Source organism: Kitasatospora purpeofusca (assembly GCF_042691725.1).
Lineage (GTDB): Bacteria > Actinomycetota > Actinomycetes > Streptomycetales > Streptomycetaceae > Kitasatospora > Kitasatospora purpeofusca_B.
Genome location: NZ_CP170483.1, coordinates 1,441,132 through 1,461,903, shown reverse-complemented (window position 1 = coordinate 1,461,903; position 20,772 = coordinate 1,441,132). Strand labels below are relative to the sequence as shown.

Annotated in this window: 19 protein-coding genes; 15 read left to right on the top strand and 4 right to left on the bottom strand. The window is 73.6% G+C overall.

The genetic code is table 11. The features are described from left to right. The first annotated feature begins 140 nt into the window (after nucleotides 1–140). The 4 genes from ACFCLZ_RS05630 to ACFCLZ_RS05615 all read left to right on the top strand — a co-directional run bounded on the left by ACFCLZ_RS05630 (nucleotide 141) and on the right by ACFCLZ_RS05615 (nucleotide 5,065). Nucleotides 141–1,100, top strand: a complete 960-nt coding sequence (locus ACFCLZ_RS05630; protein ID WP_380283579.1) for a GlxA family transcriptional regulator — start codon at nucleotides 141–143, stop codon at nucleotides 1,098–1,100. Between the two features lie 235 nt (nucleotides 1,101–1,335). After that, a complete protein-coding gene (locus ACFCLZ_RS05625) occupies nucleotides 1,336–2,661 on the top strand; it encodes a DUF6271 family protein (protein ID WP_380283578.1) in 1,326 nt (441 codons plus the stop codon). Nucleotides 2,662–2,872: 211 nt separating this feature from the next. Next, nucleotides 2,873–3,871, top strand: coding sequence for a type I glyceraldehyde-3-phosphate dehydrogenase (gene gap / locus ACFCLZ_RS05620; protein WP_380283577.1), 999 nt, complete (start codon nucleotides 2,873–2,875; stop codon nucleotides 3,869–3,871). A gap of 168 nt (nucleotides 3,872–4,039) precedes the next feature. After that, entirely contained in the window at nucleotides 4,040–5,065 is a 1,026-nt protein-coding gene (locus tag ACFCLZ_RS05615; RefSeq protein ID WP_380283576.1) for an LLM class flavin-dependent oxidoreductase, read from the top strand. Between the two features lie 4 nt (nucleotides 5,066–5,069). Here ACFCLZ_RS05615 and ACFCLZ_RS05610 read toward each other — a convergent pair whose 3' ends face one another. Further along, complete coding sequence (locus ACFCLZ_RS05610; RefSeq protein WP_380283575.1) at nucleotides 5,070–6,458, bottom strand: MFS transporter; 1,389 nt, start codon at nucleotides 6,456–6,458, stop codon at nucleotides 5,070–5,072. Then, a complete protein-coding gene (locus ACFCLZ_RS05605; RefSeq protein WP_380283574.1) occupies nucleotides 6,455–7,258 on the bottom strand; it encodes a glycerophosphodiester phosphodiesterase in 804 nt (267 codons plus the stop codon). Before ACFCLZ_RS05605 ends, ACFCLZ_RS05610 begins: the two co-directional genes overlap by 4 nt. A gap of 166 nt (nucleotides 7,259–7,424) precedes the next feature. Between ACFCLZ_RS05605 and htpG the strand changes: the two genes are divergently transcribed. Continuing rightward, on the top strand, nucleotides 7,425–9,344 hold the full coding sequence (gene htpG, locus ACFCLZ_RS05600) for a molecular chaperone HtpG (protein WP_380283573.1): 1,920 nt from the start codon (nucleotides 7,425–7,427) through the stop codon (nucleotides 9,342–9,344). Between the two features lie 82 nt (nucleotides 9,345–9,426). Here htpG and ACFCLZ_RS05595 read toward each other — a convergent pair whose 3' ends face one another. Then, nucleotides 9,427–10,221, bottom strand: coding sequence for a shikimate dehydrogenase family protein (locus ACFCLZ_RS05595; RefSeq protein WP_380283572.1), 795 nt, complete (start codon nucleotides 10,219–10,221; stop codon nucleotides 9,427–9,429). Nucleotides 10,222–10,302: 81 nt separating this feature from the next. Continuing rightward, a complete protein-coding gene (locus tag ACFCLZ_RS05590) occupies nucleotides 10,303–11,706 on the bottom strand; it encodes an MFS transporter (protein WP_380283571.1) in 1,404 nt (467 codons plus the stop codon). A gap of 205 nt (nucleotides 11,707–11,911) precedes the next feature. Between ACFCLZ_RS05590 and ACFCLZ_RS05585 the strand changes: the two genes are divergently transcribed. From ACFCLZ_RS05585 to ACFCLZ_RS05540, 10 genes are all read left to right on the top strand, one after another. Beyond that, on the top strand, nucleotides 11,912–12,139 hold the full coding sequence (locus tag ACFCLZ_RS05585; RefSeq protein WP_380283569.1) for a winged helix-turn-helix transcriptional regulator: 228 nt from the start codon (nucleotides 11,912–11,914) through the stop codon (nucleotides 12,137–12,139). Nucleotides 12,140–12,244: 105 nt separating this feature from the next. Further along, entirely contained in the window at nucleotides 12,245–13,924 is a 1,680-nt protein-coding gene (locus ACFCLZ_RS05580) for a hydrogenase maturation protein (RefSeq protein ID WP_380283568.1), read from the top strand. Between the two features lie 132 nt (nucleotides 13,925–14,056). Then, nucleotides 14,057–15,112: a hydrogenase expression protein HypE gene (locus ACFCLZ_RS05575; protein ID WP_380283567.1), complete on the top strand. Its 1,056-nt coding sequence runs from the start codon at nucleotides 14,057–14,059 to the stop codon at nucleotides 15,110–15,112. 79 nt (nucleotides 15,113–15,191) lie between these two features. Then, nucleotides 15,192–16,976: a nickel-dependent hydrogenase large subunit gene (locus ACFCLZ_RS05570; RefSeq protein WP_380283565.1), complete on the top strand. Its 1,785-nt coding sequence runs from the start codon at nucleotides 15,192–15,194 to the stop codon at nucleotides 16,974–16,976. Continuing rightward, nucleotides 16,973–17,455, top strand: coding sequence for a thioredoxin (locus ACFCLZ_RS05565; protein WP_380283563.1), 483 nt, complete (start codon nucleotides 16,973–16,975; stop codon nucleotides 17,453–17,455). The genes ACFCLZ_RS05570 and ACFCLZ_RS05565 overlap by 4 nt, the downstream gene beginning before the upstream one ends. A 35-nt stretch (nucleotides 17,456–17,490) precedes the next feature. Further along, complete coding sequence (locus tag ACFCLZ_RS05560; protein ID WP_380286087.1) at nucleotides 17,491–18,099, top strand: DUF5947 family protein; 609 nt, start codon at nucleotides 17,491–17,493, stop codon at nucleotides 18,097–18,099. Then, nucleotides 18,096–18,740 carry a DUF6084 family protein gene (locus tag ACFCLZ_RS05555; RefSeq protein WP_380283561.1) on the top strand — a complete coding sequence of 215 codons (645 nt, stop codon included), beginning with the start codon at nucleotides 18,096–18,098 and terminating at the stop codon, nucleotides 18,738–18,740. The genes ACFCLZ_RS05560 and ACFCLZ_RS05555 overlap by 4 nt, the downstream gene beginning before the upstream one ends. Further along, on the top strand, nucleotides 18,737–20,119 hold the full coding sequence (locus ACFCLZ_RS05550; protein ID WP_380283560.1) for a hypothetical protein: 1,383 nt from the start codon (nucleotides 18,737–18,739) through the stop codon (nucleotides 20,117–20,119). Before ACFCLZ_RS05555 ends, ACFCLZ_RS05550 begins: the two co-directional genes overlap by 4 nt. Then, nucleotides 20,116–20,622, top strand: coding sequence for a hydrogenase maturation protease (locus tag ACFCLZ_RS05545; protein ID WP_380283558.1), 507 nt, complete (start codon nucleotides 20,116–20,118; stop codon nucleotides 20,620–20,622). Before ACFCLZ_RS05550 ends, ACFCLZ_RS05545 begins: the two co-directional genes overlap by 4 nt. After that, a complete protein-coding gene (locus tag ACFCLZ_RS05540; protein ID WP_380283557.1) occupies nucleotides 20,619–20,720 on the top strand; it encodes a DUF6893 family small protein in 102 nt (33 codons plus the stop codon). Before ACFCLZ_RS05545 ends, ACFCLZ_RS05540 begins: the two co-directional genes overlap by 4 nt. Nucleotides 20,721–20,772 lie beyond the last annotated feature (52 nt).

The window sequence follows — 20,772 nt, the reverse complement described above, 5'->3', positions numbered from 1 at the left end:
CACCCCGGCCGCCCGACCGCACCCCGCCCGACCGGGCCGCAGGCTCCCGCCGATGGCAGGATGCTTGCGGCCGGTGTCGGACCGGCCGGGGCGCGCCGCGGCGCCCGACGGCACCGACCGCGGGGAGTGGAGAAGGTCCGATGGGCCGCAGGAAGCACCACGTGGCCGTGCTGGTCCTGGAGGGGGCGAAGCCGCTGGACGTGGGCATCCCCGCCCAGGTGTTCTCCAGCCGGCCGAGCATGCCCTACACGGTGCGGGTCTGCGGACCTGCGCCCGGTCTGGTGGCCGGCGGCGACGGCCTCTCGTACCACGTCGCCGAGGGCCTGGAGGCGGTGGAGCACGCCGACACCGTCTTCGTCCCCGGCTACCGCGACCCCGCCACCACCGAACCCCCGGCGGCCGTCGTCCGGGCGCTGGTGGCCGCGCACGCGCGCGGCGCCCGGCTGGCCGCGATCTCCACCGGCGCGTTCGCGCTGGCGGCCACCGGGCTGCTCGACGGCAAGCGGGCGACCACCCACTGGCACTACGCCAAGGCCCTGGCGGAGCGCCATCCGCGGATCCGGGTCGACGAGAACGTGCTGTTCGTGGACGAGGGCGCCGTGCTCACCTCGGCCGGCGCGGCCTCCGGCATCGACCTCTGCCTGCACCTGGTGCGGCGCGACCACGGCGTCGGGCTGTCCAACCACGTGGCGCGGCGGCTGGTCGCCGCGCCCTACCGCAGCGGCGGCCAGGCCCAGTACGTGCCGCGCAGCGTGCCCGAGCCGCTGGGCGACCTCTTCGCCGACACCCGCGCGTGGGCCCTGGAGCACCTCGCCGAGCAGCTGACCCTGGAGGGGCTCGCCCGGCACGCCCGGGTCTCCGCGCGCACCTTCTCGCGGCGGTTCGTCGAGGACACCGGCTACACGCCCATGCAGTGGGTGCTGCGGGCCCGGGTGGACCTGGCGCGCGAGCTGCTGGAGCGCACCGACCTGGGGGTCGAGCAGATCGCCGACCGGGTCGGGCTCGGCACCGGGGCGAACCTGCGGCTGCACTTCCACCGCGTCCTCGGCACCTCGCCCACCGAGTACCGGCACACCTTCGCGGCCCGCTCGGAGGACTGAGTGCGTGGTGGGCCCGCGCCGTTCGGTCCCGGGGCCCGCGCGGGGGTGCCCGATCGTGCAGAAGGGCGGCGCATTCCGCCCCCTTCGAGGCCGCGCTGTCTATCGTTGACATCACATGTGGTCTAGTCCATGGTGGTCCGACGGATCGGCCCGGGTCGCCGTCCGGAACTCCCCCCGCGCGCTCAACCGGACACCACCGCACCGTATTTGACGATCAGACGGAGAAGCCCGCACCATGCAAAAAGTCTGCCTCGCGCTGCCCACCATGCGTCCCTGCCCCGGCACTATCGTGGACCTCGCCGAGGAGGCGGCCTACGCCGTCGCGAACTTCGGGGCCGAGGTGCACATCCTCGTCCTCGACACCACCGACGCCGCCGGATTCGCGAAGAACGCGGACGCCGTGGCCTCGCTGGCCCCCACCCCGGGCGTGTTCGTCCACCACCTCGGGGAGGAGCAGCAGCGGGAGTTCTTCCGCCGGGTGGCCGAGCGCTCCGGCGCCGCCGACCCCGAACTGCTGCTCGACATGATGCTCCCGGGGGCCGTCGCGTACGGTTCCTGCGTCAACCGGATCTTCCTGGGCGCGGCCGCCCTGGGCTGCACCTCGGCGCACCTGCGCAACGACGACGCCGACTTCCAGGTCCTCGACGGCGAGAAGATCTTCCCGATCCACCACGAGCTGCTCTCGATCGGCCGGCCGGCCGGCGAGGCGGTGGCCGGCGTGACCCGCTCCGAGCTCGACCCGGCCGACGCGGACAAGCCGGTGCTGCTGGTCAGCGGCTCCTTCATGGGCGAACTCAACGTGGACATCGGCGAGATCCGCGAGCTGGACCCGGAGGTCTACCGTGACGTGGTGCGCCTGTGGACCCCGCCGGTGTGGCCGGACGAGGACCGGGACGCGATGGTGGACGTCTCCTTCAAGGGCACCGGCACCGAGCCGTTCACCGCCGACGAGTCCGTCCTCGGCGTGCCCGACATCTGGAACGTCTTCATGTGCAACGTCGCCCTGGACCACCGGGCCTACGAGGTGCTGCCGCTGCTGCCCTCGGTCAAGACCCTCGGCTGCGACTACGCCCTGCTGCACGCCCTGGTCCACGCCCGGATGCCCGGCGTCGTCCACAACCGCCACATCGTCAACTACTACACGCCCGAGCGCCGCACCGGCGCCGGCTTCGTCCCCTACCAGATGGGGTTCGTCAAGCTCCTGCTCTCGATGCTGTACCTGTACCCGGTCTACGGCGGGATGATCGACCTCGGCCGCGGGATGCTGGACGAGCGGCACGGGCTGAAGGTCGAGCCGATCCTCGAGCTGGTGCGGGGCAGCGTCGACTGGGACCGGGCCGGGAACGAGCACTGCCTGGACGTCCTGGACCGCTCCTACCGCAAGCTGGGCGGCAAGTACGCCGAGCTCGCGGACGCGGTGGCCGAGCGGCGCCCGCAGCTCCTGGACGAGGCGCAGGAGGACGCCAGGCGCTGGGCGGTGCTGATCGAGGCCTGGGCGCCGCTGGTGGCCGCCTCCCGCGCGGAGGGGCTCGGCGCCGTTTCGGAGGTTCCGGCCGGCTGAGTGGGCCCCCGGATCCGGCGGCCGGCCGGCGCCCCCGAGGCGGGGTGGCGGGATCCTTGCGGTCGGTGGCGAAGTGTCTGGCGGGATCCTTGCGCACCATGTCGATCCGGCCCCTGTCCGGGCCGTTCCGATCGTCCGATGATTGAACCGTCATCAAACGAACGGAACGTCCGGCGGGACCGGAACGACCGGCACGACCCAGGGAGCCCTCATGACCCGCATCGCCATCAACGGCTTCGGCCGCATCGGCCGCAACAGCCTGCGCGCCCTGGTGGAGCGCGGCAGCGAGCTGGAGGTGGTCGCCGTCAACGACCTCACCTCCGTCGACTCGCTCGCCCACCTGCTCCGCTTCGACAGCTCGCTCGGCCGCTTCCGCCGCCCGGTGCGGGTCGAGGGGGACGAGCTGGTCGTCGACGGCCGCCGGATCAAGGTGCTCGCCGAGCGCGACCCCGCCGACCTGCCGTGGGCCGAACTCGGCGTGGACATCGTGCTGGAGGCCACCGGCCGGTTCACCTCCGCCGAGGCGGCCCGCGCCCACCTCGCGGCGGGCGCCAGGAAGGTCCTGGTGAGCGCCCCGTCCGACGGCGCGGACGTCACCCTGGCCTACGGCGTGAACACCGACGCCTACGACCCGGCCGAGCACGTGATCGTCTCGAACGCCTCCTGCACCACCAACGCGCTCGCCCCGCTCGCCTCCGTGCTGGACGAACTGGCCGGCATCGAGCACGGCTTCATGACCACCGTGCACGCCTACACCCAGGAGCAGAACCTCCAGGACGGCCCGCACCGCGACCCGCGCCGCGCCCGCGCCGCCGGCGTCAACATCGTGCCGACCACCACCGGCGCCGCCAAGGCCATCGGCCTGGTCCTGCCGGGCCTCGACGGCAAGCTCTCCGGTGACTCGATCCGGGTGCCGGTCCCGGTCGGCTCGCTCGTCGAGCTGAACACCACGGTCGAGCGCGAGGTCACCCGCGACGAGGTGCTCGCCGCCTACCGCGCCGCCGCCGACGGCCCGCTCAAGGGCATCCTCGACTACGCCGACGAGCCGCTGGTCTCCAGCGACATCACCGGCGAGCCCGCCTCCTCGATCTTCGACGCCGCGCTGACCCGGGTCGACGGCAAGCACGTCAAGGTGGTCGCCTGGTACGACAACGAGTGGGGCTTCTCCCACCGGGTCATCGACACCCTGGAGCTGCTCTCCCGGGGCTGACCCGCCCTCGGGGCCGCCGGAGGACCACTGCGGACACGTGACGCCCGTGTTGCGCCCCGTGGCGATCCTCCGGCGGCCCTTGAGCGGCCCCGAACCGGTGTGTGACGGTGGACGGCACGCCCGGCCCGTCACCCGCCGGGCGGGCAGATCCGACGAAAGAGGACACCGGTGCCGACCCACGAACAGCCCCTGCGGAAACTGGGATTCCTGACCATCGGGCTGTTCGACCCGGCCGACCCGGCCGCGGGCCACGAGTCGACGCTGCGGATCATCGAACTCGGTGAGCAGCTCGGCTTCGACAGTGCCTGGGTGCGCCACCGCCACCTGCAGTACGGCATCTCCTCCCCGGTCGCCGTGCTCGCGGCGGCCACCCAGCGCACCAGCCGGATCCAGCTGGGCACGGCGGTGATCCCGGTCGGCTGGGAGAATCCGCTGCGGCTGGCCGAGGACCTCGCCACCACCGACCTGCTCTCCGGCGGCCGGCTCAACCCGGGCGTGAGCGTCGGCCGCCCCGGCCACTGGGAGCGGGTGGCCGGCGCGCTCTACCCGGACACCGCCGACGCCGAGGACTTCGACTACCGGCGGGTGAGCCGGCTGCTGGGCTTCCTGCGCGGCGAGCCGGTCACCGACTTCAGCGGGGTCGAGGGCATCGAGGTGTACTCGGACAGGGTCCAGCCGGTCTCGCCCGGCCTGGCGGACCGCGTCTGGTACGGCGGCGGGAGCCTGCGCTCCGCCCGCTGGGCCGGTGAGCAGGGGCTCGGCCTGCTCACCAGCAACGTGGTGCGGGCGGAGGAGTCCGAGGACTTCGCCGAGATCCAGCGCTCGCAGATCGCCGCCTTCCGCGCGCACCACCCGCTGGGCGCGCGGGCCCGGGTCTCCCAGGGCCTGGTGGTGATCCCCACCGACAGCGCCACCGCCGGCCAGCGGGCGCGCTACCAGGAGTACGTCCGCGGCCGCACGGCCCGCACCACCGCCCCGCAGGGCCCGGCGCGGGTGATGTTCGCGCGGGACATCGTCGGCAGCTCCGCCGAGATCGCCGAGCGGCTGTACGCCCACGCCGGGTTCCGCGAGGTGGACGAGGTGGTCTTCGCGCTGCCGTTCACCTTCGGCCACGAGGACTACGCGCAGATCCTCACCGACATCGCCACCGTCCTCGCCCCGCTCCTCGGCTGGAAGCCGGCCACCGGCGGCTGAGCCGTCAGAGGCGCTCGGGCACCGGGTTGCCGACGGCCTCGATCGCGCGCCGCACGGGGACCTTCAGCAGCACGGCGAAGCCGATGACGAAGAACACCAGCAGCGAGATGATCGCCGAGCGGTAGCTGCCGGTGACCTGGTAGGCGAGGCCGAAGACCAGCGGCCCCATCCAACTGGTGCCGCGGTCGCTGACCTTGTACAGGCTGAAGTACTCGGCCTCCTTGCCGGCCGGGATCAGGTGGGAGAACAGCGACCGCGACAGCGCCTGGCTGCCGCCGAGCACCAGGCCGATCATGCAGGCCAGGAGGTAGAACCAGGCGGGCTGGTGGGCCGGCATGAGGTAGCCGAGCGCGAGGGTGACCACCCAGCCGACCAGCGAGCCCAGGATGGTCCGCTTGGCGCCGTGGCGCCGGGCGATCCGGCCCAGCAGCAGCGCGCCGCCGATCGCCACCACCTGCACCAGCAGCACGGCGGTGACGAGGGCGGTCTGATCCAGGCCCAGCTCCTCGCTGCCGTAGAGGGCGGCCTGCGAGACGACGGTCTGGATGCCGTCGTTGTAGCAGAGGAAGGCGGCCAGGTAGAGCAGGGTGAGCGGGTGGCGCCGCATGCCGCGCAGGGTCCGGCCCAGTTCCCGCAGACTGCCGGCGGCGGGCTCGTCCCGGACGGCTCCGGCGGCGGGCCCGGGGAGCACCCCGGCCCGGGACGGCAGCCGGAGCATCGGCACGATGGTGAACAGCGCCCACCACAGCCCCGCCGAGGCGAGGCAGATCCGCACCGCGGTGCCCTCGGAGAGCCCGAAGGAGTCGTGCCCCTGGAACAGCGCCAGGTTGGCGATCAGCAGCAGCCCGCCGCCCGCGTACCCGTACGCCCAGCCCTTGGAGGACACCGCGTCGCGCTCGTCGGGCCCGGCCAGGCCCGGCAGGTAGGCGTAGGAGAGCGCGACCGACACCGCGTAGGCGAGGTTGGCGACGACCAGCAGGGCGCCGCCGAGCAGGTAGCGGTCACCGCCGAGGAAGAACATGCCCATCGTGGCGGTGGCGCCGAGGTACGCGAAGCCGCACATCAGCTCCTTGTGCCGCCCGGTGCGGTCCGCGACCGTCCCGGCCAGCAGCATCGCCCCGACCGAGAGCAGCACCGAGAGGGAGACCGTGTACGGGTAGAACGAACCCGCACGGATCGACAGCCCCAGGGGGTGCACGTCGCCCTGCGCGTCGGCGGCCTCCTTGGCGACCGAGGTCAGGTACGGCCCGAGGAACACCGTCAGGACGGTGGAGGAGAAGGCCGCGGAGGCCCAGTCGTTGATGTACCAGCCGACCTGTATGCGGCGCAGCGCGCGCCCGTCGTCGTCGGTGGCGGTCGCCGGATGCTCCGGGCGGTGGGTCGCGGTGCTCATGGTGTTCCAATCCCCGTGCTGGAGCCGTTGCCGCCGTGGGTCCAGCAGCCGCGCTCGCGGAGGACGTCGCGCAGGACGTCGATGCGATCGGCCATGATGCCATCCACCCCCAGGTCGAGCAGAGAGCGGATGCGTGTGGCGTCGTCCACGGTCCAGACGTGAACCTGCAGGCCGTGGCGGTGCGCGGCGCGCACGAAGGCCCGGTCGACCACCCGCACGCCCCGGTGCCGCTCGGGCACCTGCGCGCAGAGGCCGGCGAAGGGTGCCCCGCCGCCCCGCAGCAGCGGCCCGGCCAGTGAGCGCAGCCGCAGCCGGGCGACCTCGCGGGGGCCGAGCGAGGTGGCCAGCCGGGGCCCGGCGGCGGCGCGCACGGCGGCGAGCCGGCTGTCGGAGAAGCCGCCGACGCAGACCCGGTCCCAGGCCCCGGTCCGGCGCAGGGCCTCGACCAGCGGCCCGACGGCCGGCGCCGCCTTGACGTCGATGTTGAACCGGGCGTCGGGGAAGGCGCCGAGCAGGTCCTCCAGCAGCGGGACCGGCTCGGTGCCGCCGATCCGGGCCTGCCGGACGATGTGCCAGGGCAGTTCGGCCACCGCCCCGGTGCGGTCGGTGACCCGGTCGAGCCGGTGGTCGTGGAAGGCCACCGGCACGCCGTCGGCGGTGGCGTGCACGTCCGTCTCCAGGTAGCGGTACCCGAGGGCGACGGCGGCCTCGAAGGCGGCGAGCGAGTTCTCCGGACGGCCGAGGTCGCCGCCGCGGTGGGCGAAGGCGAGGGGCCCCGGGTGGTCGAGGAAGGGGTGCATGGGTGCTCCGTGCGCTGTGCTCCGTGGTGCGTGACATTGTGACATCCAGTGTCAAGCTGTAACGCCCACGGGGGGCGCGTGGCCGCCTATCATGCCGATGCGGCGGGGGCCGTCCGGCGCCCGCCCCGTCCGTCGCCCATGTACCGCCCGAGAGAGGAGCCCCCGAGTGGGTAGCACTGTCGAGACGCTGGAATTCCAGGCCGAGACGCGTCAGTTGCTCCGGCTGGTGATTCACTCGATCTACTCGAACAAGGACATCTTCCTGCGCGAGTTGATCTCCAACGCCTCCGACGCCCTGGACAAGCTGCGGCTGGAGACCCTGATCGACTCCGGTCTCGACGCCGACACCTCCGACCTCCACATCGCGCTGGAGGTCGACCCGCAGGCCCGGACGCTGACCGTCCGCGACAACGGCGTCGGCATGAGCCGTGACGACCTCGTGGAACTGATCGGCACCATCGCCAAGTCCGGCACGGCCGGCCTGCTGGAGAAGATCAAGGAGGCCGGGGACGCCGCCGCGGCGCAGAGCCTGATCGGGCAGTTCGGCGTCGGCTTCTACTCGGCGTTCATGGTCGCCGACCGGGTCACCCTGCGGACCCGCCGGGCCGGCACCGAGGCCGGTACCCGGTGGGAGTCCGACGGCGAGGGCACCTACGAGATCCAGGCCGTCGACGGCCTGCCCGTGGGCACCTCGGTCACCCTGCACCTCAAGCCCGTCGACGGCGAGGACGGGCTGGCCGACTACCTGGCGGAGTGGAAGATCCGCCAGATCGTCAAGCAGTACTCGGACTTCATCCGCTGGCCGATCCGGATGGCGGGCGGCGAGCGCACCGACGCCGAGGGCGTCACCACCCGGCAGGTCGACACCCTCAACTCGATGAAGGCGCTGTGGGCCCGGCCGCGCAGCGAGGTCACCGAGGCCGAGTACACCGAGTTCTACCAGCAGATCAGCCACGACCGGCTCGCCCCGGCCGAGACGATCCACATGCGCGCCGAGGGCACCTTCGAGTACGAGGCGCTGCTGTTCATCCCCGCGCAGGCGCCGTTCGACCTGTTCTCCCGCGACACCAGGCGCGGCGTGCAGCTGTACGTCAAGCGGGTGTTCATCATGGACGACTGCGAAGCGCTGATGCCGGACTACCTGCGCTTCGTCAAGGGCGTGGTGGACGCGCACGACCTGTCGCTGAACATCTCCCGCGAGATCCTCCAGCAGGACCGCCAGATCCGCGGCGTGCGCCGGCGCCTGGTGAAGAAGGTCCTCGGCGCGCTGAAGGACGTCCAGGCCAAGGACGCCGAGCGCTACGCGAAGCTCTGGGAGCAGTTCGGCCGGGCGCTGAAGGAGGGCCTGATCGAGGACACCGACAGCACCGAGGCCCTGCTGGAGCTGGTCTGCGCCGCCTCCACCCACGAGCCGGAGCGGTCCACCACCCTGCGCGAGTACGTCGGGCGGATGAAGGACGGCCAGGACGCCGTCTACTACCTGACCGGCGAGGACCGGGCCACGGTGGAGAACTCGCCGCACATGGAGGCGTTCGCCGCCAAGGGCTACGAGGTGCTGATCCTCACCGACCCGGTCGACGAGGTCTGGGTCGAGCGGGTGCCCGCCTTCGACGGCCACCGCCTGCAGTCCATCGCCAAGGGCCAGGTCGACCTCGACGGGCCGGCCGACGGCGACGAGGAGGCCGGGGCCGAGAAGGCCAGGCGCGAGCAGGAGTTCGCGGCCCTGCTGCCGTGGCTGACCGAGGCGCTGTCCGCGCAGGTGAAGGAGGTGCGGCTGTCCTCGCGGCTGACCACCTCGGCGGCCTGCGTCGTCGGCGACGCCCAGGACATGACGCCGACGCTGGAGAAGATGTACCGCGCGATGGGGCAGGAGGTGCCCCCGGTCAGGCGGGTCCTGGAGCTCAACCCCGCGCACCCGCTGATCACCGCGCTGCGCACGGCGCACGAGGCGAACCCGGCAGACCCGGCCCTGGCGGAGATCGCCGAGCTGGTCCACGGCGGCGCGCTGCTCGCCGAGGGCGGCGACCTGCCCGACCCGGCCCGCTTCACCAGGCTGCTCACCGACCGCCTGGCCCGCGGCCTCTGACCGCACCCGCCCCGCGACCCGGCCGCACCCGCGGCCGGGTCGTCGTGCCCCGGGCGTCCGCACACGAAGAGCGGCCCGGGGGTCAGCCGGGGAGGCGGAAGAACTCCCGGTAGAGCGGGAGTTGCTCGGTCAGCATGTGGACGCCCGGGTGGGTCGGCCGGCCGAGGGCGGCGGCGGCGCGCAGCAGCGGGGTCTCGGCGGGCGTCATGATGATGTCGGCGACCAGCGCGTCCGGCGGGAGCAGGGCCGGGTCGAAGGGGAGTGGGTCGGCCGGGTCGAGGCCGAGCGGCGTGGCGTTGACGGCGAGTCCGGTGTCCGGCGGGGGCCCCGGGGCGGCGCCGACGCGGCCGGGCCGGTCGGTGCCGAGCCGCGCCAGCAGCGCGTCCAGCCGGCCCCGGTCCGGGTCGCTGACGGTGAGCCGGGCGACGCCGGCGGCGAGCAGGGCCGCGGCGATGGCGAGCCCCGCGCCGCCGGCGCCGGCCAGGGCGACCCGCCGGCCGGCCGGGTCGTGTCCCTGCGCGGCGAGGCCCCGGACGAACCCGGTGCCGTCGAAGTTGTCGCCGTACCAGCGGCCGTCCGGTTCCCGGCGCAGCGCGTTGGTGGAGCCCAACAGGGCGGCGACGGGGCTGAGTTCGTCGGCGTGCGCGCACATCGCCAGTTTGTGCGGGACGGTTACCAGCAGCCCGTCGAGGTTGGCGGTGGCCTTCAGCCCGCGCACGACCTCGTCCAGCCGCCCCGCCGGGGCGTGCACCGGGACGAGCACGGCGTCCACACCGCTCGCGGCGAACAGCGGATTGACCAGCGCGGGCGCCTTGACCTGGGCGACCGGGTCGCCCAGGACGGCGAACAGGCGGGTGCGGCCGGAGATCGGCGGCATGTCAGGCCTCCTTCGCGGTGGCGGCACGGCACGGCACGGCGTCCAGCGTACGGGCCGTGGGCGCCCCGGGGTACCGGAGCGTCACATGTGCGGCGCGGCGGACTCCGCGGCCGTGAGGTCCGGTCCGGGGGCGCTCTCGGCAGCGACCGCGGGGCTGCGCAGGACGAAGGCGGCGAGCAGGACGCCGACCACCACGAACGCGGCGCTGAGCCCGTAGGCGAGGTGGAAGCCGCCGGTCAGCGCCTCGGCCCGGTCGTGCCCCTCGCCGAGCAGCGTGGCCGTCCGGGAGGCGGCCACCGTGGCGAGTACGGCGGTGCCGATCGAGGCGCCGACCTGCTGGCTGGTGTTCACCAGGCCGGAGGCGATGCCGGCGTCGTTCGGCGAGGTGACCGCCATGGCCTGGCCGATCAGCGCGGGCATGGCCGCGCCGAAGCCGAGGCCGAGCAGGACGAATGGCGGCACGATGTCGGCGAGGAAGCTTCCGTCGCTCGGCACCCGGGCCAGCAGCGCGAGCGCCGCGGCCACCAGCAGCAGGCCGGCGACCAGCACCCGGCGGGGCCCGAACTTCTGGTTCAGCTTGACCGCGAGGCCCAGTGAGACGATCGCGATGGTGACCGGCGCGGGCAGGAAGGCGAGGCCGGTCTTCAGCGCGTCGTAGCCCAGGACGTTCTGGAAGTACAGCGCGGTGCAGAACTGGTAGCCGAACAGGCCGGCGACCATCAGGACCATGATGCCGTTGGCGCCGGAGACCGCCCGGGAGCGGAAGATGTGCAGCGGCAGCAGCGGCTTGGCCGCGTACGCCTGGCGGACCACGAACCCGGCCAGCAGCACCAGCGAGCCGCCCAGCAGGCCCAGCGTGCGGCCGTCGCCCCAGGTGTACTCCTCGGCCTTGATGATCGTGTAGACCAGCAGCATCAGACCGCCGGTGGCGAGCACCGAGCCGACCAGGTCGGCGCCCTCGCGCAGCCCCGCTCCCTTCCCGCCGGGCACCACGCTCTGCGTCAGCACGAGCGCCACCAGGCCGATCGGCACGTTGACGTAGAACACCCACGGCCAGCTGAAGCTCTGCGTCAGCACGCCGCCCAGGATCAGGCCCAGCGAGGCGCCGGCCGCGGAGACGAACGCGTACGCCGCCAGTGCCTTGGCGCGCTCGACGGCGTCGGGGAACAGGGTGATGATCATGCCCAGGACGACGGCCGAGGCGAGCGCCCCGCCGATGCCCTGGACGAACCGGAACACCACCAGCGCCGTGGACGAGGAGGCCAGGCCGCAGGCCAGCGAGGCCGCCGTGAACAGGGCCAGGCCCGCGCTGAACACGCGCTTGTCGCCCAGCAGGTCGCCCAGGCGGCCGGAGAGCAGCAGCAGCCCGGCGAACGCGATCAGGTAGGCGTTCACCACCCAGGCCAGGCCGGACGGGGTGAAGCCCAGGTCGGTCTGGATGGTCGGCAGGGCGACGGTCACGATCGAACCGTCGAGGATGATCATCAGATTGCCGGTACAGAGGACCCCCAGGGCCAACCAGCGCGACCTGGCGGGACGGAGGGGGGACGGGGCTTTCGTGGTCATCGGAGGAGTCCTTCGGGGAATGGCCGGGGAGGGGCGCCCGGTGGCGCCCGCGCTCCCTTGGGGCACTTCTTGTGACAGCGACCATCATGTGTGACCATCAAGTCCGCCGTAAGGAGGCACTTTCATGTTCCCGGGGAACAGCGATGTGATCGAGGACGACGGCCTGCTGGAGCGCACCGTCCACGCGACCGTGCCGCCCAAGGTGGAGTGCCGCGGCACCGCGATGGCCGACGAGCTCTACGCCACGCTCAAGGGCCTCGCCGGCTGGGCCGAGCGCCACCGCGAGGCCGTCTCCCGCGCCCGCGCGGCCTACGACCGCGAGCAGGGCGGCGCGTCCGGCACCGGCCGCTGAGCCGCCCGCCGCCCGGGTGACCCGGCGGAGCGGCGCGGCGCGCCCCGGCGCGGGCGGGGGAGATGATCGCGGCGTTCACGGGTGCCCACACCGCCGGAGGCGCACATGCGGATCCTGCTCGTCGCGAGCGCGTACAACAGCCTCACCCAGCGGGTGGACGCCGAACTGCGGGACCGGCGCCATGCGGTGGAGGTCCACCTGGCCGGCGACGACGGGGCGCTGCGGACGGCGGTGCGCCGCTTCGCCCCGGACCTGGTGATCGCGCCGATGCTCACGACGGCGCTGCCGCGCGACGTCTGGTCCTCCGTCACCTGCCTGATCGTGCACCCGGGCCCGCCCGGCGACCGCGGCCCCTCCGCCCTCGACTGGGCGATCCACGAGGAGGCCGGGGTCTGGGGCGTGACGGTGCTGCAGGCCGGCGAGGTGATGGACGCAGGCCCCGTCTGGGCCTCGGCGCCCTGCCCGCTGCCGCCCGCCGCCAAGAGCGACCTGTACCGGGGCGAGGTCTCCGACGCCGCCGTCGGGGCGGTGCTGCGGGCCGTGCGGCGGTTCGCCTCCGGCACCCACACCCCGCGCCCGCAGAGCGGCCCCGACTGGCGGGTGCCCGACCACACCCGGCCCTACCTGCGCCAGGAGGTGCGGCGGATCGACTGGGAGCGCGACACCACCGACACCGTGGTGCGAAAGCTCCGGGCCGCCGACTCCCGGCCCGGCGTGCTGGACGACCTGCTGGGCGAGGCGTGGTACCTGCACGGCGGCCACCCCGAGCGGACGCTGCGCGGGCGCCCCGGCGAACCGCTGGCCACCCGGGCGGGGGCGCTGTGCCGGGCGACCGCCGACGGCGCGGTGTGGATCCCCGAGCTGCGCCGGCGCCGCGGCCCGGGCGGCCCCGCCGGCGTCAAGCTGCCCGCCGCCACCGCCCTCGGCGACGCGCTGCCCCGCCTGCCGGAGCTGCCCGCGCCGCTGATGCCCGCCGAGGACGACCCGGTCTGGTCGGACATCCGCTACACCGAGCGGGGACCGGTCGGCCTGCTGCGGTTCTCCTTCCCCGGCGGCGCGATGAGCACCGCCCACTGCCGCCGCCTGCTCGACGCCTACCGGTTCGCGCTGACCCGGCCGACCGCGGTGCTGGTGCTCGGCGGCGGCCGCGACTTCTTCTCCAACGGCATCCACCTGAACGTGATCGAGGCGGCCGCCGACCCGGCGGCGGAGTCCTGGGCGAACATCAACGCCATCGACGACCTGGTCGAGGCGGTCCTCACCACCACCGACCGCCTGGTGGTCGCCGCCCTCGGCGGCAACGCGGCGGCCGGCGGGGTGATGCTCGCCCTGGCCGCCGACGAGGTCTGGTGCCGCCGGGGCGCCGTGCTCAACCCGCACTACCGGCGGATGGGCCTGCACGGCTCGGAGTACTGGACCTACACCCTGCCGCGCCGGGTGGGCGCGGCACAGGCCCGCCGGCTCACCGAACGGGCGCTGCCGGTGAGCGCCGCGGCCGCCCTGCGGATCGGGCTGGTCGACCGGGTGCTGGGCTGCGCCCCGCAGGACTTCGGGCCGCAGGCCGCCCACCTGGCCCGGCTGACCGCCGCCTCGCCCACCGTGCACGGCCGGATCGCCGCCAAGAAGGCCGCCCGCGAGGCCGACGAGCGCACCAGGCCGCTCGCCGACCACCGGACGGCGGAACTGGCCGTGATGCACCGGCAGTTCTTCGACCCGTCGGCGCCCTACCACGCGCTGCGCTCGGCCTTCGTCCGGAAGCTGCCCGCCCCCGCCGCGACGGTGTGACCCGAACGGCCCACCCGGATCGCGGCCGTTCGGACGCTCCGCCCGGCTGCGTGGAACGGCGGGACGGGCCGGGGGCTGTTATGACGGTTCTGAGCCATTCCGTCCGGCTCCCAGTTCCGAGGAGGCATCCTCATGGGTGCTGCAGCAACGAGCGCCACCGACACCGACGTGGTGCACATTCTCTGGATCAACGCGGGCCTGAGCTGCGACGGCGACTCGGTCGCCCTGACCGCCGCCATGCAGCCGAGCATCGAGGAGATCGTCACCGGCGCCCTGCCGGGCCTGCCGAAGATCGCCGTGCACTGGCCGCTGATCGACTTCGAGTGCGGCCCGGTGCAGGGCGCCGACGCCTTCGTCGAGTGGTTCTTCAAGGCGGACCGCGGCGAGCTCGACCCGTTCGTGCTGGTCGTCGAGGGGTCCATCCCCAACGAGCAGATCAAGGAGGAGGGCTACTGGTGCGGCTTCGGCGACGATCCGGCCACCGGCCAGCCGATCACCACCAGTGAGTGGCTGGACCGCCTCGCGCCCAAGGCCACCGCGGTCGTCGCGATCGGCACCTGCGCCACGTACGGCGGCATCCACGCCATGGAGGGCAACCCGACCGGCGCCATGGGCGTGCCGGACTACCTCGGATGGGAGTGGAAGTCCAAGGCCGGCCTGCCGATCGTCTGCGTGCCCGGCTGTCCCATCCAGCCCGACAACTTCGCCGAGACCCTGACCTACCTGCTCTACCAGCTGGCCGGCTCCGCGCCGATGATCCCGCTGGACGACAAGCTGCGGCCCACCTGGCTGTTCGGCGCCACCGTGCACGAGGGCTGCGACCGCGGCGGCTACTACGAGCAGGGGCAGTTCGCCACCGAGTACGGCGCGCCGGAGTGCCTGGTGCGGCTCGGCTGCTGGGGCCCGGTCGTCAAGTGCAACGTCCCCAAGCGCGGCTGGATCAACGGCGTCGGCGGCTGCCCGAACGTCGGCGGCATCTGCATCGCCTGCACGATGCCCGGCTTCCCCGACAAGTTCATGCCGTTCATGGACCCGCCGCCCGGCTCGGCGGTCTCGACCAAGGCCAGCCGGACGTACGGCACGGTGATCCGGCGGCTGCGCGGGATCACCCTCAAGACGCTCGACAAGGAACCGAGGTGGCGCCACAAAGGGCGCACCCTGACCACCGGCTACCGCCCGCCGCGGTGACCGGACGGGCCGCCGCGCCGCGTGCGCGGCGGCCCCGCCGTCCATCCCCTCCCGCCTCCAGAAGGGCACGACAGACACGATGACAGCGACGAGCAGGGCGACCGGGGACGGCAGCGGCCTGGTGGAGATGTCCTGGGACCCGATCACCCGGATCGTGGGCAGCCTGGGCATCCACACGAAGATCGACTTCAAGCAGAAGAAGGTCGCGGAGTGCTACAGCACCTCCTCGGTCTTCCGCGGCTACAGCGTCTTCATGCGGGGCAAGGACCCCCGCGACGCGCACTTCATCACCAGCCGGATCTGCGGCATCTGCGGCGACAACCACGCCACCTGCTCGGTCTACGCGCAGAACATGGCGTACGGCGTGAAGCCCCCGCACCTCGGCGAGTGGATCATCAACCTCGGCGAGGCCGCCGAGTACATGTTCGACCACAACATCTTCCAGGAGAACCTGGTCGGGGTCGACTACTGCGAGAAGATGGTCCGCGAGACCAACCCCGGCGTGCTGGAGCTCGCCGAGCGCACCGAGGCCCCGCACGCCGGCGACCACGGCTACCGCACCATCGCCGACATCATGCGCTCGCTCAACCCCATCGAGGGCGAGTTCTACCGCGAGGCGCTCCAGGTCAGCCGCTACACCCGGGAGATGTTCTGCCTGATGGAGGGCCGCCATGTGCACCCCTCCACGCTCTACCCGGGCGGCGTCGGCACGGTGGCCACCGTCCAGCTGTTCACCGACTACCTCAGCCGGCTGATGCGCTACGTGGAGTTCATGAAGAAGGTCGTGCCGCTGCACGACGACCTCTTCGACTTCTTCTACGAGGCGCTGCCCGGGTACGAGGAGGTCGGCCGCCGGCGCGTCCTGCTCGGCTGCTGGGGCAGCCTCAACGACCCCGACCACTGCGACTTCACCTACCGCAACATGACCGACTGGGGCCGGCGGATGTTCGTCACCCCCGGCGTCGTGGTCGACGGCAAGCTGGTCACCAACGACCTCACCCGGATCAACCTCGGCATCCGCATCCTGCTCGGCAGCTCCTACTACCAGGACTGGCAGGGCCAGGAGCTGTTCGTCACCCACGACCCGCTGGGCAACCCGGTCGACCCCCGCCACCCCTGGAACCAGCACACCATCCCCGCCCCGCAGAAGCGCGACTTCGACGACAAGTACAGCTGGGTGATGTCCCCGCGCTGGTTCGACGGCACCGACCACCTCGCCCTGGACACCGGCGGCGGCCCGATCGCCCGGCTGTGGTCCACCGCCCTGTCCGGGCTGGTCGACATCGGCTACGTCAAGGCCACCGGGCACAGCGTGCAGATCAACCTGCCGCGCTCGATGACCAAGCCGCAGACCACCTTCGAGTGGAAGATCCCGCAGTGGAGCAACGCCCTCGAACGCAACCGCGCCCGCACCTACTTCCAGGCCTACGCGGCCGCCTGCGCGCTGCACTTCGCGGAGAAGGCGCTGGACGAGGTGCGGGCCGGCCGCAGCCGGACCTGGGAGCGCTTCGAGGTGCCGGACGAGTCCGTCGGCTGCGGCTTCACCGAGGCCGTGCGCGGCGTCCTGTCCCACCACATGGTGATCCGGGACGGCAAGATCGCCAACTACCACCCCTACCCGCCCACCCCGTGGAACGCCAGCGTGCGCGACAGCTACGGCACGCCCGGGCCCTACGAGGACGCCGTGCAGAACACGCCGATCTTCGAGGAGAACCCGCCGGAGGACTTCAAGGGCATCGACATCATGCGCGCCGTCCGCAGCTTCGACCCCTGTCTGCCCTGCGGCGTGCACATGTACGTCGGCGGCGGCCGGACCGTGCAGCAGATGCACGTGCCCACCGGCCTGAGCGGACTCACCGCATGACGGCGGAACAGACCGGCCTGCGGATCCAGGAGGCCCTCGACCGGCTCGACGGGATCGGCGGCGACGGCGCGGCCCAGCAGGCCGGCGAGCAACTGGTGCGCGACCTCATGGACTTCTACCACGACGGCCTCGCCCGGATCGTCGGGGCGCTGCCCGGGCCCGCCCTCACCGCGCTGCTGGACGACCCGGCGGTCGCCGGACTGCTCGTCCTGCACGAGCTGCACCCCGAGGACACCGAGGCCCGGATCGCCCGGGCGCTCGCCGCGCTGCCCGAACCGGTCGAGCTGGCCGGCTTCGACCCCGCCACCGGGACCGCCCGGCTGCGCCGCGCCCGCGCCGGCTGCGGCTGCTCCGAGGAGGACATCGAGGCCGTCCTCGCCTGCCACGCGCCCGAGGTGACGGCCACCGTGGTCGAACGCGCGGCGCAGCTGCTGCAGATCGGCGCCCGGCCCGGCGCCCCCGCGGAGGCCGCCCGGTGAGCACCCGCCAACTCGCCCGCCCCGGCACCGCCCTGCTGCACCGGCTGCGCGAGCCCGCGGCGCCGCAGCCGGAGCGCTGCGCCTTCTGCGGCCAGGGCGTCCCCCCGTCGCACCGGCACCTGGTGGACACCGAGGAGCAGACCCTCACCTGCGTCTGCACCGCCTGCGCGCTGCTGTTCCAGCAGCCCGGCGCGGCCGGCGGCCGCTACCGGCACGTCCCCGACCGCCACCTCACCGACCCCGGCCACCGGCTCGGCGAGCAGGCCTGGACGGCCCTCGGCATCCCGGTCGGCACCGCCTTCCTCTTCCGCAACGCCCGCCAGGACCGGCTGGTGCTGCTCTACCCCGGCCCGGGCGGGGCCACCGAGAGCGAACCCGACGAGGCCGCCTGGCAGGCCGCCCTCGGCGGCAGCCGGCTCGCCGCCGTCCTGGAACCCGACGTGGAGGCACTGCTGCTGCGCCGCACCGACACCGGGATCCACTGCCTGCTGGTGCCGATCGACGCCTGCTACGAACTGGTCGGCAGGCTGCGGCGCCGCTGGAAGGGGTTCGACGGCGGGGCCGAGGCCCGGGCCGAACTCGACGCCTTCTTCGCCCGGCTCGCCGAACGGGCCCGGCCGCTGCGAGAGGACGGACCCCGGTGACCCCGCTCGCCTTCTCCTGCACCGCCGTCCGGGCGGCCGAGCACACCGCCGGACCCACCCTGCTGTTCCGGCTGCGGATCACCGCGCCCCCCGGGACCCGGGTGCACGCCCTGGCGCTGCGCTGCCAGCTGCGCATCGAGCCCGCCCGGCGCGGCTACGCCGAGACGGAGGCCGGGCGGCTCACCGACCTGTTCGGCGAGCGCGCGCGCTGGGGCACCACCCTCAACCCGGTCGAGTTCGCCCAGGTGCCGCTGATGGTCCCCGGCTTCACCGGCGAGACCGAACTCGACCTGCCCGTCCCCGTGACCTACGACCAGGACGTCGCCGCCGCCCGCTACCTCGGCGCGCTGGACGGCGGTGACGTCCCCCTGCTGCTGCTGTTCTCCGGCACCGCCTTCGCCGGCCCCGGCGGCTTCCAGGTCTCCCCGGTCCCCTGGGACCGGGAGGCCGCCGTCCGGATGCCCGCCGGGGTGTGGCGCGAGGCGATCGACCGGCACTTCCCGGGCTGCGGCTGGCTGCGGCTGCCCGAGGACCTGATGGACGCGCTGCTCGCCTACCGCTCGCGCCGCGCCCTGCCGTCCTGGGAGGCGACCGTGCGCGAGCTGCTGGCGGGCACCGGGGTCGGGGAGGCGGCCCGGTGACCGCCCCCGCCACCCCCGAGGGCGCCTTCGCCGCCGAGGTCGAGGCCAGGTTCGCGCAGGCCCGGCAGATCGCCGACGCCGTCCTGTTCGAGGGCTATGTGCTCTACCCCTACCGGGCCTCCGCGGCCAAGAACCGGCTGCGCTGGCAGTTCGGCGTGCTCGTCCCGCCCGGCTACGGCGCGGACCGCGGCGAACACTTCCACCAGCGCACCGAATGCCTCGCCGAACCGCGCCCCGGCGACCGGCTGGCCGTCGAACTGCGCTTCCTGCGGGCGCGCCGGCGCACCGTCGAGCGGGCCCTGCCCGGCGGCGGTTTCGAGGAGACCGACGAACTGGAGCTCGCCGACCGGGTCCTGGTGCCCTGGGACGAGGGGGTCGAGCAGCGCATCGAACTCGTCGTGCCCGTCGATGAGTTGGACGGCGAGGTGGTACGGCCCTTCCACCTCCCGGCCGGCCGGGAGGTGGAACGGCTGCGCGCGGACGGCGCCACCGTCGGCCGGCTGCTGCGCCGCTGGGAGCGGACCGACGGCCTGCTGCGGCTGACGGCCCGGGATGTCCCGGGACCGTACGGGGTGCGGCTGCTGACCGCCGTGGTGGAGAACACCACCGACTGGGCGCCGCGGCCGGACGACGGGCGGGACGCGGCGCTGGCGCGCTCGCTGGTCTCGGCGCATCTGCTGCTGGGGCTCGACCGCGGCTCCTTCCTGTCGCCGACCGACCCGCCCGAGTGGGCCCGGGCCGCCTCGGCGCAGTGCCGCAACGAGCACACCTGGCCGGTGCTGGCCGGGCCGCCCGGCCGCGACCGGGTGGTGCTCTCCTCGCCGATCATCCTGGAGGACCACCCGAGCATCGCCCCGGAGAGCCCCGGTGCGCTCTACGACGCCACCGAGATCGACGAGATCCTCGCCCTGCGGACCGCCGCCCTGACGGACCGCGAGAAGCGCGAGGCCCGGGGGACCGACGAGCGGGCCGGCGCGGTGATCGACCTCGCCGACTCGATGCCCCCGGAGGTGCTGGAGCGCCTGCACGGCGCCGTCCGGGGCCTGCGCGAGATCACCGGCAACGCGCCCGGACAGCCCTGGTGGGACCCGGGCGACGACCCCGAGGTGGACCCGGACCACGACCGGGTCCTGGTCGACGGCCGCGAGGTCGGCGCCGGCAGCCGGGTCCTGCTGCGGCCGGGACGGCGGCGCACCGACGCCCAGGACCTCTTCCTGGACGGCCGGACCGCCGTGGTGGAGGCCGTGCTGCACGACCTCGACGGCTCGGTGCACCTGGCGGTCACGCTGGAGGACGACCCGGGGGCCGACCTGTGGCGCGCCCAGGGCCGCTTCCGGTACTTCCAGCCCGACGAGATCACCCCGCTGGAGGCGCCGTGACGACGGGAAAGGTGCTGGTCGCCGGGGTGGGCAACATCTTCCTCGGCGACGACGGCTTCGGGGTGGAGACCGTGCGGCGGCTGCGCGAGCACGCGTTGCCGGCCGACGTCGAACTGCTCGACGTCGGCGTGCGCGGGGTCCACCTGGCGTACCGACTCCTCGACGGCTACCGGATGCTGGTGCTCGTCGACGCCACCGCCCGCGGCGGCGCGCCGGGCACGGTCTACCTCATCGAGGCGGACGCCGGAGCGGTGGAGGCGCCCGTGCTGGACGGGCACCGGATGGGCCCGGACGCCGTGCTCGCGCTGCTCGGCACGCTGGCCGCCGGGACGGGCGGCTCCCCGCCCGGCCGGGTCCTCGTGGTGGGGTGCGAACCGGAGTCGCTGGAGGAGGGGATCGGACTGAGCGCACCGGTGGCCGCAGCCGTCGAGGAGGCGGTCCGGACGGTCCTGCGGACCGTCGGGGCGCGGGAGCTGGCCAACAGAGAGGTCTCACCGTCATGAGGAAACTGCTGTGCGCGGCCGTGCTGGCCGCCGTCGTGGCGCTGGTCGTGCAGAACCTGGACGACCTGAAGCGCTATCTGCGCATCCGCCGGATGTGACGGCGGCGTTGGTGCGTCCGGCGTAGTCCCGGGCACGGCGGCGGCGCGGCTT

Coding starts and splice junctions, on each gene's coding strand:
- ACFCLZ_RS05630 (WP_380283579.1), top strand. CDS start 141: ATGGGCCGCAGGAAGCACCACGTGGCCGTGCTGGTCCTGGAGGGGGCG.
- ACFCLZ_RS05625 (WP_380283578.1), top strand. CDS start 1,336: ATGCAAAAAGTCTGCCTCGCGCTGCCCACCATGCGTCCCTGCCCCGGC.
- gap (WP_380283577.1), top strand. CDS start 2,873: ATGACCCGCATCGCCATCAACGGCTTCGGCCGCATCGGCCGCAACAGC.
- ACFCLZ_RS05610 (WP_380283575.1), bottom strand. CDS start 6,458: ATGAGCACCGCGACCCACCGCCCGGAGCATCCGGCGACCGCCACCGAC.
- ACFCLZ_RS05605 (WP_380283574.1), bottom strand. CDS start 7,258: ATGCACCCCTTCCTCGACCACCCGGGGCCCCTCGCCTTCGCCCACCGC.
- ACFCLZ_RS05595 (WP_380283572.1), bottom strand. CDS start 10,221: ATGCCGCCGATCTCCGGCCGCACCCGCCTGTTCGCCGTCCTGGGCGAC.
- ACFCLZ_RS05590 (WP_380283571.1), bottom strand. CDS start 11,706: ATGATCATCCTCGACGGTTCGATCGTGACCGTCGCCCTGCCGACCATC.
- ACFCLZ_RS05585 (WP_380283569.1), top strand. CDS start 11,912: ATGTTCCCGGGGAACAGCGATGTGATCGAGGACGACGGCCTGCTGGAG.
- ACFCLZ_RS05580 (WP_380283568.1), top strand. CDS start 12,245: ATGCGGATCCTGCTCGTCGCGAGCGCGTACAACAGCCTCACCCAGCGG.
- ACFCLZ_RS05575 (WP_380283567.1), top strand. CDS start 14,057: ATGGGTGCTGCAGCAACGAGCGCCACCGACACCGACGTGGTGCACATT.
- ACFCLZ_RS05570 (WP_380283565.1), top strand. CDS start 15,192: ATGACAGCGACGAGCAGGGCGACCGGGGACGGCAGCGGCCTGGTGGAG.
- ACFCLZ_RS05565 (WP_380283563.1), top strand. CDS start 16,973: ATGACGGCGGAACAGACCGGCCTGCGGATCCAGGAGGCCCTCGACCGG.
- ACFCLZ_RS05540 (WP_380283557.1), top strand. CDS start 20,619: ATGAGGAAACTGCTGTGCGCGGCCGTGCTGGCCGCCGTCGTGGCGCTG.